We start from the raw sequence: 13,055 nt of genomic DNA, 5'->3' as shown, positions 1-13,055 counted from the left end.
AGCGTTGCCCCGGTAGCTTTTTGCCAGACGCGTCGACCGACACCCGGCCGGACGGGTCAGCGACGAACGACGTCGGCCACCACGGGCAAGTGGTCCGACGGATAGCGGGTGTCGTCGCGGTCCGTGAGCGCGGCGTACCCGGTGACCGAGCAGTCAGACGGGACGAAGACGTGGTCGATCTTGCGCCCGGGGTCGAGTTCGTGGAAGTCGGTTCGCGTGGTTTCGGGCCCGTGACGGAACGTCGCGGTCTCGGCGGCGGGTTCCAGCTGGCGGCCGTCGCCCAGGTCCAGTCCGTCGAGTCGTGCGTGTGCGGGTTCGCCGGCGAGACAGTTCAGGTCGCCCGTCACCACCGGCGTCGTTCCGTCGGCGAGTTCCCGCACGCGTTCCGCGACGAGCGCCGCGCCCTCGCGTCTCGCCACCTCGCCCCTGTTGTCGAGGTGCGTGTTCACGTGGACGAGCGGACGCTCCGCCGTCGCGTCGTCGAGTCGCGTCCAGGTCGCGACGCGCGGATGGTTGCCGTCCCAGCCGCGGCTCCCCGGTTCGTCGGGTGTCTCCGAGAGCCAGAACGTCTCCGAATCTACGAGGGAGAACCGGTCGGTCCGAACGCCGATGGGCGCGTGTTCGCCCTCGCCGTCGGTCGCCAGCCGCGATTCGCCGACCCACTCGTAGCCGGGTAGCGCCTCCTCCAGATAGTCGAGCTGGTGGGCGAAGGGCTCCTGGAGGCCGATCACGTCGGGCGCGTGGTACCGGATCGTGTCGGCGACCAGATCGCGCCGGTTCGGCCAGGCGTCGTCCCCGTCGTCCGCCGTGTCGAGACGGACGTTGAACGTCATCACGCGCAGGGGATCCATACTCGTGGAATACGGTGCCACGAGGGTAAGCGTGTCGTCGGGGGAAACCGGTTTGTCCGGGGAGCGTGTGCACAGTCCTATGTCCGATCTCGGGGATTTCACGGAATTTGAGGGCGACGACGGCCGCGAGGGCGAACGGAGTGAGCCCTCGGAAGGGGCGAGCGGGGACGAAGGACCCGCGAGCCAGCGGACTGCGGCCGAGGACGCGCCGGGCGGACGAGAATCCGCTGACGACACCGCCACGGACGACTTCGAGGAGTTCGCCGTCGAAGCGACGGGGCAGGACCACGGCCTGGGCGTCCTCTCGGCCTCGGAGGGGCTGACCATCAGCGAGGACGAGATGGAGACCTGCCTGCGGGCCTACGTCACCGTCGGCAACCGCTCGGACGTCCGCATCGGCAAGTACCTGCTGGCGCCCTATCCGGACGGCGAACGGCTGTTCTGCCGGATCACCGGCCTGGAGTACGCCCAGGAGTTCCGCGCCGACGACGCTACCGAGATCCACGCCCGCCGGGCGATGCGTTCCGGCGGTATCGACGAACAGGACTTCAAGTTCATGGCCGAACTCGAACCCGTCGCCGTCCTCTACCAGGACGAGGACGGGCTCAAGCGCCGAATGACCGACCGCGTGCCGAAGCCCGAGACCGTGGTTCGGCAGGCCACCGACAAGAACGAGATCAAGACCGGGCTGAAGATTCCCGAGGACGGCGTGTTCCTGGGCCACCTCTCAGTCGGCGGCGAGAAGGTCCGGACCGCCGCCGAACCGCCGACCATCGACTACCGGCTGAAGGACGACTACTCGGAGGGCGACCCGCTCGTCTTCCGGCACACGCTCGTCGCGGGCGGCACGGGGTCGGGGAAGACCCACGCCTCGAAGAACGTCCTCCGGCAGTACCTCGCCGACGAGCGGACCTACCCCGTCGAGGGCGAGAACCGCGAGGCCGCCCCCTGCGTCGTCATGTTCGACCCGCAGGACGAGTACTCCCAGATGCACGACGACGGCGACCTGTCTCAGGAGTTCGCGCGTCGCTGCGAGCGCGAGGGCATCGCCTACGGCGGCCACGAGCAGACCACCGCGTTCGTCCCGAAGGTCGAGGGCGCGGACTACGCCGCGAGCCACCACCGCGCCGAGCAGGTCGAGTTCACCATCCCCTTCACGATGGTGTACGACAACCCCTGGCTCATCGCCGGCAGCCAGCTCAACGACAACCAGTACAACGCCCTCCAGTTCCTGCTCGACCGCTTCCGCCGCGAGTACGGCCCCGGCGGGACCTACGACCAGTTCCGCACGTTCCTCGACGACCCCGTCCTCAAGGAGGAACTCGACGAACAGGGACGGGTCCACGAGGCCACCTTCGACGCCATCAAGCGGCGCGCCTATGGCTTCGACGGCATCTTCGACCAGGACGCCCGGCCCATCACCGATCTGGTCGACCAGTTCGTCCGCCCCGGCCAGTTGAGTTGCGTCCCGACGTACCACGTCAACAACTCCCGGTCGAAGACCACCGTGGTCCTCGCGCTCGCCGCGATGCTCGTCGACGAGAAGCTCTCGAACAACCCGAACTTCCAGCGCATCAAGGACACGCCCCTGGTCGTCGGGATGGACGAGGCCCACAACTTCCTCACCGGCGCCGACAACGTCCAGGCCCGCCAGGTCATCGGGAAGTTCACCGAGGCCGCGAAACAGGGCCGGAAAGAACGGCTGGGGCTGTTCCTCATCACCCAGGACCCCCAGGACATCGCCGACCCGGTGTTCAAACAGATCAACTCGACGGTCGTCCTCAACCTCGGCGACGAGGACGCCATCTCGGCGGTGAACATCCCGACGAACCTCGAATCGAAGGTCCCCTACATGGAGAAGGGCCAGATGGTCGTCTACTCGCCCGACAACTCCGAACCCGTGGAGATTCAGGGGCTGCCGTACTGCCTGACCCGACACGGACGGGACTAGGGATCAATCGTTCTCTGAAGACTCCACTGGACGCGAAACGAAACCCGCGGTACTAACTCCCCACCCGATCCCAAGGTCATCTAATGCCGAATGGAAAGCCAGGAGACCGGCCAGATACAGACGTTATCGTCCACGGGACCGACGTTTACGACGATCAAGAGATCAACGAGATGATCCGGGAGATCGACCGGCGTACTGACGGGTTCTACGAGCACACCGAGATCGATCTGTATTCAGATTGGGAGAGCGAGTTCTCTGGGGAAGAAAAACAGCTCAAAGAGCGCCTGGCCGAAATACTCGACAATCTGGACGAGAGCGGAGGATAGATCGTCTTCCTACCGTGCTGATTTCTGGGTGAAAGGTGGATGGAGACTACCGACATCGTACGTCGGCCCCTTTCACAGTTCGTTCTTCGAATTCACGAACCAACCCTCGACCTACAGTCACGACGCTGTCACCTGAGCCAGCGGCGCAATCGTCCGAATCCTTATCAGACAGTTCGCACTAGAACGACTATAGCGAGTTCCAAACGCTCGGGTGAGGACGGGGTGGTGCAGGAGATCCGCCTCACGAAGGAGGGCGGCTGGTGGGTAGCCATAGACGTCGAAGCCGGGGTAACTACCCAGGGCGAGACGCGGACCGAAGCCCTGGAAAATCTCGACGATGCGGTCGCTCTGCGGAAGGGCGAAATCGGCCGTGAGCCGACCAACGAGGAACTCCGGACGCTCGGTATCGAACCCGCGGACAACACGACCGGTGACGAGGAACCACCGGACGTGTTGGCTTAAACGAAGGTTCCCCGGCACTTTTTCACCTCATATCGCAATCCCCACCACATGACCGACGAGCGAGACCCGGAGGCCACGCTGCAGCAGTGGAAAGAGGAGATGCAGGGCGAGCACGAGGACGCCATCAGGAACCCCGACCCGGAGGAGGACCACCGCATCGAGGGCGTAACGCAGGTCAACTATCGGATGTACTACGACTACGACGCGGAGAGCGGCGAACTCGTCCGCGCCCGGGAGGAACAGGTTGACGAACTGACCGACCCGGAGCTCCGGTCGTGTTCGTGTGGCGTCCGGGGGATGACGCCCGAGGAGGCACGCGACCACGTCGCAACGGCGCGGGAGCAGGCGTGACCGAGGCCCGTCGGCGAGCACGCGACAGTTATTCGAGGGCACTCACGAGAACCAGACGGCGAGCGGCGCGCTCGCGAGTCGGGAAGACAGGCGGACAATCGGACCGCGGCGAGTCGGAGACTCGCTCCGCGGTCTTGGTTGATGCAGACCGTAACGAGGGAGTACCTCGCTCGACTCCGCCTGTGGCAGACACCTCGGTGAACCCGTGGATATAACTTGCGATAATAATTTTTATTCCGAGCCGAGTCATCTTTTCACGGTGCGGCCAGTGCCGTCGTCCAGGTACTGGACGGTCGGAGCGTCGAGCGGTCTGACAGAGGGGAACTTTCAATGCGACCTGCGTGCGATACGTTCGCATGACAAAACGCATCCTGGTTCCGGTCGACGGCTCGGAGCAGGCTCACCAGGCCTCGGACTTCGTCGTCGGCGAGTTCCCCGACGCGACGCTCGTGCTGTTACACGTGATCAACCCCGCAGAGGCCGGCTACAGCGCCCAGGCGTCGATCCCGTCCTTCTCCGAGGAGTGGTACGAGCGGGAGAAAGAACAGGCCGAGTCGCTGTTCGACGAGATCGAGGCCGAGGCAGAGAGCGCCGGGTTGGCAGTCGAGCGCGTCGTCGAGGTCGGCAAGCCGACGCGAACCATCGTCGAGTACGCCCGCGAGCACGGCATCGACCAGATCGTGATGGGAAGCCACGGCCGTTCGGGGATGTCCCGCATTCTGCTGGGCAGCGTCGCGGAGAACGTCGTCAGGCGCTCGCCGGTTCCGGTCACGGTGACGCGCTGAGTCGCGAATCGGCCGGCCCGCGTGGGCCCATCAGTCGGCGTGGCGAACGATGTGGACGTCGTAGCCAGGGTCCTCCGAGACCGGCGCGCCGACGCTCGACACCGGCGTCGAGACCCGGCCAGCGTTCTCGCTGCCGACGAAGACGATGGAGGCGTCGACCTCGTGGGCGACTTCCCGGATCGTCCGGACGACGTCGGTCGTCACCGACGCCATCGAACTCACGTCTTCGGGGATCTCACAGCGGAACTCCGCGGCGGGCGCGACGGCCGTGACCTGACCGCGCAGTCGCTGGCCGATGGCCTCGGGGTCGTACGGATCCCCCTCGTCTATCCAGCCACGCTCGATGGCGTAATCGGGTTCTTCGGGGACGATACTGAGCGCGAGGACGGACTCGTCGGTGTACTCGGAGAACTCCGCGGCCCGGTGCAGGGCCGCCGTCGAGAGGTCGGATCCGTCGAAGGGGACGAGCAGAACCATACGTTGGGCGTGCAGCGGGTTCCGCTTAACTGTTGGCCGTTGCCGGACCGCGCTCGGTGCCGACTACTCGTGGCCCGCGACCGGCAGCGGTTCGTACGGTTCTTCGAGATACTCGAGGTCGCTGTCGGACAGGTCCAGGTCGACTGCTTCGGCGGCGTCCTCCAGGTGCTCGACGCTCGTGATGCCGACGATGGGCGCGTCGACGGCGTCCTGGTGGAGCAGCCACGACAGCGAAATTTGCGCCATCGAGACGCCCTGGTCCTCGGCCAGTTCCTGGATCCGCTCGTTGATCGCCTCGCCGCCGCCCTGCAGGTACGGCATCCCCGCCAGGTACTCGTCCGTCTCGCCGCGGGTCGTCGACCCGGCCTCCTCGTGGGGACGCGCGGCGACGCCGCGGGCCAGCGGGGACCACGGGATCAGGCCGACGTTCTCGCGCTCGCAGAGCGGGGCCATCTCCCGTTCCTCCTCGCGATAGACGACGTTGTAGTGGTTCTGCATGGTCGAGAACTGTTCGAGCCCCTCCCGCTCTGCGACGCGCAGGGCCTCCTGGAACTGGTGGGCCCACATCGACGAGGCCCCGAGGTGCCGGACCTGCCCCCGACGGACGGCGTCGTCGAGCGCCCGGAGCGTCGTCTCGATGGGCGTGTCGTAGTCCCAGCGGTGGATCTGGTAGAGGTCCACGGTGTCCATCCCCAGTCGGTCCAGCGAGTCCGCCAGTTCCTGCTCGATGGCCTTCCGCGAGAGGCCCTGCCGGTTGGGCGCGTCGGCCATCTCGCCGAACACCTTCGTCGCGACGACCTGTTCGTCGCGGTCGTACTCCGCGAGGACGTCGCCGAGTATCTCCTCGGACTCGCCCGTCGAGTAGACGTTCGCCGTGTCGAAGAAGTTGATACCCAGTTCGATGGCGCGCTCGACGAGTTCCGCGCCCGCCTCGGGGTCGAGCATCCACTCCCGGCCGGTGCCGAAGCTCATGCAGCCGAGACAGATGCGGCTGACGTCCATGCCCGTGTCACCGAGTGTCGTATACTCCATGGGATTACTCCGCTTCCTGGCCCCAAAAACGTCGTGGCTCCCCCGCTATCGCCCTCAGTACGGCACTATTTGCTCAGTACGCCGCGTCACCGGGCTCCGTCCGACTGCGCCTCGCACCACTCGCGGGCGATGACGTCACCGCTAGAGGCGCCGATGCGCGTCGCGCCGGCGTCGAACATGGCCGCCGCCTCGTCCCACGAGCCGATCCCGCCGCTGGCCTTGACCGGGAGGTGTGTCGCCAGCCGCTCGACGTCCGCGACCGTCGCGCCACCCTCCGAGAAGCCCGTCGCCGTCTTGAGGAACGCGGCGTCGGCCTCGGCGACGAGTTTCCCCACCCGGTCGAGCTCCTCGTCGGTCAGCAGCGGCGCCTCGACGATGACCTTCACCGGCACCGGCACGCTGGCGACGACCTCCGCGACGTGCTCGCGGACTGCCTCGTCCTCCCTCGACTGCAGTCGGCCGACGTTGCAGACCATATCTATCTCCTCGGCCCCGTCGCTCCAGGCCTGGCGCGCCTCTTCGCAGACCGCGTCGGTGGCTCCCTGCCCGTGTGGAAAGTCTATCACCGTCACCAGGGGCACGTTGGCGTAGTCTGCCGCCTCGGCGACGTAACACGGCGGGATACACGCCCGCATGCCGTATTCGAGCGCGTCGTCCAGGACTTCCTCGACGTCGCTCCACGCCGTCTCCGGCCCCAGCACCGTGTGTTCGATCCGCGCGGGCACGTCGTCCATGCTCGGTGAGTGGTCGGGTACCACCGTAAACGTCCCGCCCGTGAGTTTCGTGGACTCCGGACCGCGCGTGAGTGTTTCTGTTCCGTTCGATATTGCTTCTGTAACATGTGGTTCTGTTATTTGAGTGCAGGAGGGAACTGTGGGAACAACAAGAGCCCGAAAGCCCTCGGCGCGCTCCGGTCCCGGGGCTCGCTGCGCCCCTCACTCCGTTCCGGTGCTCGCTTCGCCCGGGTTCCCGGAGCCCCCCTCGCCCTTTCAGTCCTCCGAGGCCGGCACACCACAGCAGCCCTGCCCTCCCCCTGGTCGGCCGACGAGACGGCCTCCCGGCCGACCGCCGGGCGGTTGCGGGCCGGTCAGGAAGCGTGTCGCGCCGCGAGGGTGGCGCGTCAGCGCCACCTCACTGCGAACGGCGCCAGCCGTGAGCAAGGCGCGACCGGGGAGGTCTGGTGGTCCTAATCGTGAGCGCGTTTCATCGCGCGAGCACGGCGGTCCCTGGAGGACTGAAAGGGCGAGACGCGGTCGGCGAAGCACGACCCCGCAAGCACCCACGGCGCGCAGCGGGGTCGCGCGAGTCGAGCGCGCCGAGGGCTTTCGAGATGTGTGCGCCGTCGTTGGTGCCAGGGCTCACTGAGACACCCCGAATCGAAACAGACACTCCCTCTCAAACGGTTCACGGATGACGGATAGCGACTGTCCGACGGCCGTCGGACGGGCCGGAAGGTTTTCCCCGGCGGGGAACACCGTCAGGGACATGCTCGTGCTTCCGTCCGGGATGGCGTTGCCGCCGTTGCCCTACCTCCTGGCCCTCGTGGGCGGGTGCGTCCTCGTTTCGGCGCTACTGTTCGCCGTCGAACCCCCGATCGACCAGAAACTCGCGCTCGCGATGGCGCCGTGGATCGCCATCGGCGGCGCGCTCCACGCGTTCTACCAGCTCGGCGCGTTCACGCCGACGTACGCGCCGCTGTTCGGCGCGCCGTCTGTCTACCTGACGACGTTCGTCGTGACGGGGTTCGTCTGGCTCGTCCTCTCGGTGGTCGGCATCGTCCGCGGGAAAGACGACGACATCCACCGGAACATGGGATTTGCCGGTACCGGCGTGCTGACGGTGTTGTTCGTGCTGGTCGCCTACCAGGGGATGGGGCTGGGCGCGTTCGACCCGGTGTGGCCCGCCATCTCCATCGTCGTCGCGCTGGCGCTCACTGTCGTCACGATATTCCTCATCAGTATCTGGCGGACGCCCGTGTTCTTCCGGACGCGCTACGTCGGACCGGTCGTCGTCTTCGCCCACGCCCTGGACGGCGTCTCGACGGCCGTGGGCGCGGACGTCATCGGCGTCCACGAACGGACGCCGATTCCGCGAGCGATCATGGAGTTCGCCGGCCAGTTGCCGACCGCAGAGATCATCGGTGTGGGCTGGCTCTTCGTCGCCGTCAAGCTCGTCGTCTCCGCCGCCGTCGTCGTCGCGTTCAACCGCTACGTCGACGAGGACCCTGTCGAGGCGACGCTCGTGCTCCTGGCCGTCATCGGCGTCGGTCTGGGCCCGGCGATGAACAACCTCTTCCTGTTTCTGGCCGGCGTCGCCTGACGGCTGGCCAGCGTCGCCTGACGGCTGACCGGCGCCACCTGAGGTCCGGCCGACGTCACCCGAATTCGCCGCGCTACCGGGCGCTCACTGGGCCGGCTCTCGAAGACTCACTTCCTTCAGATTGACTTCGGCGTATCCCTCCGAGGCGGCCTCCTCTCGCGCGCGTTCGATGGCGTCGCCGGGTCGCTTCAGGTCCCCGTCGACGGTGTACGTCACCACGTCGGTCCGGTCGTCGACCCAGAGCTGGACGTCGAGCTTTGGCATCGACTGGACGTACTCCGGCAACGAAAAAATGCGTTCGGGTGACCCGGATCGGAGGGTCCTCAGCGTGCCGCTCGTCGATTACGCCAGCGCCCCGAAGATACCGCCGCCGTCCGAATCGTTCCCGTCGGTGTCGTTCCCGTCCGTGTCGTTCCCGTCCGTGTCGTTCGCGCTCTCGTTGTCGTCGCCGCCGAAGATGCCGAAGATACCGCCGTCGTCCGACTCGTTGCCGTCGGTGGCGTTCGCACCGGTCGTGTCGTTCACGTCGGTGTCGTTGGCGTCGTCACCGACGCCGATCCCGTCGGTGCCGTTCTCGTCGGACTCGTCGAGACCCGCGTCCGTCTCGTTGGCGTCGTCGCCGACACCGACGCCGTCAGTGTCGTTCTCCTCGGTCTCGTCGAAGTCGACGCCCGCGTCGGACTCGTTCTCGTCTTCGGCGAGCCCGGCGGTGTCGTTCGCCTCGTCAGACTCCTGCGAGGCGTTCTCGACCGACATCGTGTCGGCGTCGAGCGTCTCGATGGTGGCGCTGTCGATTGTGACGTTGTCGAGCGTCTGGGCCGCGCTATCTTCGCCGTCCTCGCTGGCGTTCGTGCCGGCGGACTCGTTCTCGGCGGACTCGTCGAGACCTGCCTCGGTCTCGTTGGCGTCGCCGAGCGTGTCCTCGCCCTCCTCGGCCTGCCCGCCAGTGAGAGTGTCGACGTTCATCTGCTCGACGGTGAGGTCACCGACGGAGACGTTCTCGACGACCAGTTCACCGCTGTTCTCGGTGTCGTCGTCGCCGACGTCGACGCCGTCGGTGCCGTTGGCTTCGGACTCGTCGAGACCGGCGTCAGTGGCGTTCGCGCCGGTGTCGTTGGCGCTGACATCGACCGAGTCGTTCTCGGTGTCGTTCAGGCCGGCGGCGTCACTGTCGTTCTCCTCGTCCTCGAACTGGCTGCTGATGAAGTCGACGAAGCCGTCGGCGTCCCGGGCGTCGCCTTCCTGCTCGGAGACGTTCAGGTTCTCGACGGTGAAGCTCTCGACGTGCATCTCCTCGATGGTGACGCTGTCGACGTCACCGACGTCGGTCTCGTCGCCAGTCTGAGCGCTGTCGTTCGTCCCGGCGTCCGTGACGACGGTGTCGTTCGCGCCGACGCCCATCGCGTCCGTCGCGTTCGACTCGTTCTCGCCGTCGGACTCGTTGAGATCGAGGCCCTCGTCGGACTCGTTGACCCCGTCAGAACCGTTCAGCCCCTCGGTCTCGTTGAGCACTTCCTCACCCGCTTCCTCGTCGGACGCTCCGACGGAGAGGCCCTGGGCGGAGGCGTTCTCCAGCGAGAGGGTGTCGAACGATACGTTGTGGAGCACGACGGTGCCGTCGTCACCGAGCGTCCGCTCGGAGGCGTTCCCGTCGCTCTGGTTCTCGACCGTCATCTGGTCGATGTGGAGCTCCTCGATGGTCACGTTGTCCACCGACGAGTTCTGCAGCTCCAGCGTGTCGACCTGGGCGTTTGTGACGGTCACTTTCGACGCCTGCGCGTCGTCCGATGCTGTCGCGGCCAACGCTGCGGTGGGCACCGCAGCCATCACGGCGACCGCGACCAGCACGGCTGTTAGTTTGCGTAGCATGCACTGCGAGGGAGGGCCTGAGACCGGATAAACCGGCAAAACCGTTCGAGAAATCAGCGTTGGGATACTTCTCGCCGGAAATCGATAGGATGGGCCTGTCTCGCGCCGGCGTGAGACACCGTGACAGTCAAACGACAGGCCGGACGAGACTAGTGTCGTCTTAGCGGTCACCAGACGGTTCATTGACACCGCCTTAGCAGCAGAAACCGCAGTACGGCGAGCGTATTCGAAAGGCTGATACGGGACCAGATCGCCCGGCGATACCGGCGAAGCATCGACGTTTAAAGGCGTGCCCGCCCTCGCATTCGTCATGGCGAAACAACCGCACCTGCTCGTGGAGTCGGGCGAACTGGCAGACGTCGCGCTCGTGCCGGGGGACCCGGGGCGGGTCGACCGGATCGCGGCCCAGTGCGACGACTCGACGGTCGTCGCCGAGAACCGCGAGTACCGCGTCGTCAACGCGACCTACGAGGGACGAGAGCTGACGATCTGCTCGACCGGCATCGGGTCGCCGTCTGCGGCGATTGCCGTCGAGGAACTGGAGGCTGTCGGGGTCGACACCGTCCTGCGCGTCGGTACGACCGGCGCCCTCCAGGCGGGTATCGAGATCGGCGACATGGTCGTCGCGACGGGCGCCGCCAAGGACGAGGGGACGACGAAGCGCTACGAGGACGCGACGGTGCCAGCCGTCTCGGATTACGAGGTTCTCTCCGCACTGGTCGACGGCGCCGAGGCCAACGACGAGGACGTCCACGTCGGCCCCATCGCGACGGACGACGCGTTCTACGCCGAGACCGAGGAGTACGTCGAGGAGTGGGAGTCCGCCGGCCTGCTCGCCGTCGAGATGGAGGCCGCCGCGCTCTTTACCCTCGCACGACGGAAAGGGATGCGCGCCGGCGCTATCTGTACCGTCGACGGCAACCTCGTCGAAGGGACCCAGAAGGGCGAGACCGACGCCGAGGAACTGCCCCCGAAGGCGAAGAACAACGTCGAGCGAGCCATCGGCATCGCGCTGGACGCGACGACCGAACTCTGAACGGCGCCGTCTCCGTCAGGTACTGAGCGGCCATCCGACACCGGCCGACCGGCCGCCGCGCCGCCGGTCCACGGGACTTTTATCGCCCGTCCGACCAACAGGGAGCCAATGCGTGACCGGCTGTGGGACCGATGGACGTCGTTCGCGCGCCGGGCCCGTCGGTTCGAACGGCGAGAGCTGCGGGAGTTCCGGGCCTGGGTCGAGCGAACGTCCAACCTCGTCCGCCTGTCCGCGCTGGTGTTCGTTCCGCTGCTCGTCGCCACGGTGACGTACCTCTCGAACACCCTCGAGACGCTCTCCTTTCTCCTGTTCCCGCCACTCGCGTCGGGGACCTACACGCTCTTCTCGAACCCGCGGGGGAAGTACGCCTCACCGGTGCGATTCGTCACGGGGCTGACGGTGGGTGCGGGCTGTGGCTGGGGCGCGCTCTGGCTCGCCACCGCGGTCGGCATCGTCGCACCGACCACCGGAAACGGCGTCAGCGTCGTCGCCGCGGCTGTCGCGGTGTTCCTGGCGGGCGCGATCACCTGGGCCTCCGACGTCGAAGAGCCGGCGGCGTACTCGACGGCGCTGCTGGGCCTGCTCGTCCCGCTCGATACCCAGCTCGCATTCGTCACCAGCGTCGGACTCACGTCGACGCTCGTGGCCGTCGTCTTCTGGATCTGGCGCACGGAGTTCTACGAGAAGCGCGCGACGATCCTCTACCAGTCGACGAGCGGCGACGACCACGTCCTCGTGCCGATGCGGGGCGACCACGCACACGCCACGGCCATGCTCGGCGCCCGCCTCGCCGCGGCCCACGACGCCGGCAAGGTCGTCCTCCTCGACGTGGTCGAAGACGAGGCCGCGGCCGCGGCCGAGCGAGCGATCCTCGACCGCCACGACGACGTCACCCTCGCGACGGACCGCCCGAACAGCGACGAGAGGGCCTCGGCAGCCGGCGACACCGAGCCCGACCCAGAGCGCGCCGTCGCCGAGACGGCCGAGACCCTCGAAGACAGGGCCGCCGAGATCGCGTCCGTCGTCGACGTGCCCTGTGAGGTCGTCGTCGCGGTCGACCGCGGGGACGCTGCCGCGACGATCCTCCAGGCCGCCCGGGCGACCGGCTGTGACCTCCTCGCCGTCCCGTACCGGGAGCGTGGGGGGAGCCTCGCGCCGTTCGTCCATGATCTGTTCGCCAGCGAAATCGACGTGCTGGTCCACCGGTCGAACGACGGCCGGACCGACTGGCGCCGGACGATGGTTCCGGTCCGACAGACGAGCCACGTCGCCCACAGCATGGTCGAGTTCTCCCTGCGGCTGGCTCGTGACGCGGGGTCCGTGAGCGTCTGTCACTCCGTCGGCGGCAGCGGGAATCTCCGCCACGCCGAGGAGATGCTCGCCGACCTGGTCGAACCGTTCCGCGGGCCCATCGAGACCCGCATCTCCCGCTCGCCGATCCTGGAGTTCCTCGGAGAGAACGCCCACCACTACGACATCGTTTTCGTCGGCGCGAGTCGGGACCGGAGCGCCGCCTCCCGCTTCGTCTCGCCGCCGACGTTCGAACGGCTGGGCGACCTCGACACCGACGTCGCCATCGTCGACCGCGGCTAGCGG

General features: G+C 67.0%; 14 protein-coding genes. 8 read left to right on the top strand and 6 right to left on the bottom strand.

Annotation, left to right across the window (positions count from 1 at the left end; translation table 11 throughout):
- Positions 1–56 precede the first annotated feature (56 nt).
- Entirely contained in the window at positions 57–851 is a 795-nt protein-coding gene (locus AC5FRV_RS12160; RefSeq protein ID WP_493561360.1) for an endonuclease/exonuclease/phosphatase family protein, read from the bottom strand.
- A gap of 79 nt (positions 852–930) precedes the next feature.
- Here AC5FRV_RS12160 and AC5FRV_RS12155 point away from each other — a divergent pair, with 79 nt between their 5' ends.
- The 5 genes from AC5FRV_RS12155 (at position 931) to AC5FRV_RS12135 (ending at position 4,726) form a co-directional block, all read left to right on the top strand.
- Positions 931–2,802, top strand: a complete 1,872-nt coding sequence (locus AC5FRV_RS12155; RefSeq protein ID WP_493561359.1) for an ATP-binding protein — start codon at positions 931–933, stop codon at positions 2,800–2,802.
- A gap of 83 nt (positions 2,803–2,885) precedes the next feature.
- Positions 2,886–3,128, top strand: a complete 243-nt coding sequence (locus tag AC5FRV_RS12150) for a hypothetical protein (RefSeq protein WP_493561358.1) — start codon at positions 2,886–2,888, stop codon at positions 3,126–3,128.
- A gap of 189 nt (positions 3,129–3,317) precedes the next feature.
- Entirely contained in the window at positions 3,318–3,590 is a 273-nt protein-coding gene (locus tag AC5FRV_RS12145) for a type II toxin-antitoxin system HicB family antitoxin (protein ID WP_493561613.1), read from the top strand.
- A gap of 48 nt (positions 3,591–3,638) precedes the next feature.
- Positions 3,639–3,941 (top strand): hypothetical protein, encoded by a 303-nt coding sequence (locus AC5FRV_RS12140; RefSeq protein ID WP_493561357.1) that lies wholly within the window; start codon positions 3,639–3,641, stop codon positions 3,939–3,941.
- Positions 3,942–4,297: 356 nt separating this feature from the next.
- Positions 4,298–4,726 carry a universal stress protein gene (locus AC5FRV_RS12135; protein ID WP_493561356.1) on the top strand — a complete coding sequence of 143 codons (429 nt, stop codon included), beginning with the start codon at positions 4,298–4,300 and terminating at the stop codon, positions 4,724–4,726.
- 30 nt (positions 4,727–4,756) lie between these two features.
- Here the strand turns inward: AC5FRV_RS12135 and AC5FRV_RS12130 are convergent, their stop codons facing one another.
- The 3 genes from AC5FRV_RS12130 to deoC all read right to left on the bottom strand — a co-directional run bounded on the left by AC5FRV_RS12130 (position 4,757) and on the right by deoC (position 6,969).
- On the bottom strand, positions 4,757–5,203 hold the full coding sequence (locus AC5FRV_RS12130) for a universal stress protein (protein ID WP_493561355.1): 447 nt from the start codon (positions 5,201–5,203) through the stop codon (positions 4,757–4,759).
- A gap of 63 nt (positions 5,204–5,266) precedes the next feature.
- The gene (locus AC5FRV_RS12125; RefSeq protein WP_493561354.1) at positions 5,267–6,235 is read right to left on the bottom strand and encodes an aldo/keto reductase; all 969 of its coding nucleotides are present in this window, start codon (positions 6,233–6,235) and stop codon (positions 5,267–5,269) included.
- An 86-nt stretch (positions 6,236–6,321) separates the two neighbouring features.
- The gene (gene deoC, locus AC5FRV_RS12120) at positions 6,322–6,969 is read right to left on the bottom strand and encodes a deoxyribose-phosphate aldolase (protein ID WP_493561353.1); all 648 of its coding nucleotides are present in this window, start codon (positions 6,967–6,969) and stop codon (positions 6,322–6,324) included.
- 751 nt (positions 6,970–7,720) lie between these two features.
- On the opposite strand from deoC, the gene AC5FRV_RS12115 reads away from it, so the two are divergent.
- Positions 7,721–8,554 carry a DUF63 family protein gene (locus AC5FRV_RS12115; RefSeq protein ID WP_493561352.1) on the top strand — a complete coding sequence of 278 codons (834 nt, stop codon included), beginning with the start codon at positions 7,721–7,723 and terminating at the stop codon, positions 8,552–8,554.
- Positions 8,555–8,638: 84 nt separating this feature from the next.
- On the opposite strand, the gene AC5FRV_RS12110 is transcribed toward AC5FRV_RS12115, so the two are convergent.
- Both AC5FRV_RS12110 and AC5FRV_RS12105 read right to left on the bottom strand, forming a co-directional pair.
- Complete coding sequence (locus tag AC5FRV_RS12110) at positions 8,639–8,818, bottom strand: hypothetical protein (RefSeq protein ID WP_493561351.1); 180 nt, start codon at positions 8,816–8,818, stop codon at positions 8,639–8,641.
- A 78-nt stretch (positions 8,819–8,896) separates the two neighbouring features.
- On the bottom strand, positions 8,897–10,423 hold the full coding sequence (locus AC5FRV_RS12105) for a hypothetical protein (protein WP_493561350.1): 1,527 nt from the start codon (positions 10,421–10,423) through the stop codon (positions 8,897–8,899).
- Positions 10,424–10,733: 310 nt separating this feature from the next.
- Here AC5FRV_RS12105 and AC5FRV_RS12100 point away from each other — a divergent pair, with 310 nt between their 5' ends.
- Together AC5FRV_RS12100 and AC5FRV_RS12095 are read left to right on the top strand one after the other, a co-directional pair.
- Positions 10,734–11,459, top strand: a complete 726-nt coding sequence (locus AC5FRV_RS12100) for a nucleoside phosphorylase (protein ID WP_493561349.1) — start codon at positions 10,734–10,736, stop codon at positions 11,457–11,459.
- Positions 11,460–11,567: 108 nt separating this feature from the next.
- Positions 11,568–13,052 (top strand): HPP family protein, encoded by a 1,485-nt coding sequence (locus tag AC5FRV_RS12095; protein WP_493561348.1) that lies wholly within the window; start codon positions 11,568–11,570, stop codon positions 13,050–13,052.
- Positions 13,053–13,055: the final 3 nt, after the last annotated feature.

This window comes from Halomicrobium sp. HArcel3 (genome assembly GCF_058933135.1).
The sequence above is the reverse complement of the archived record's forward strand: the minus strand, read 5'-3'. Positions and strand labels throughout refer to the sequence as shown.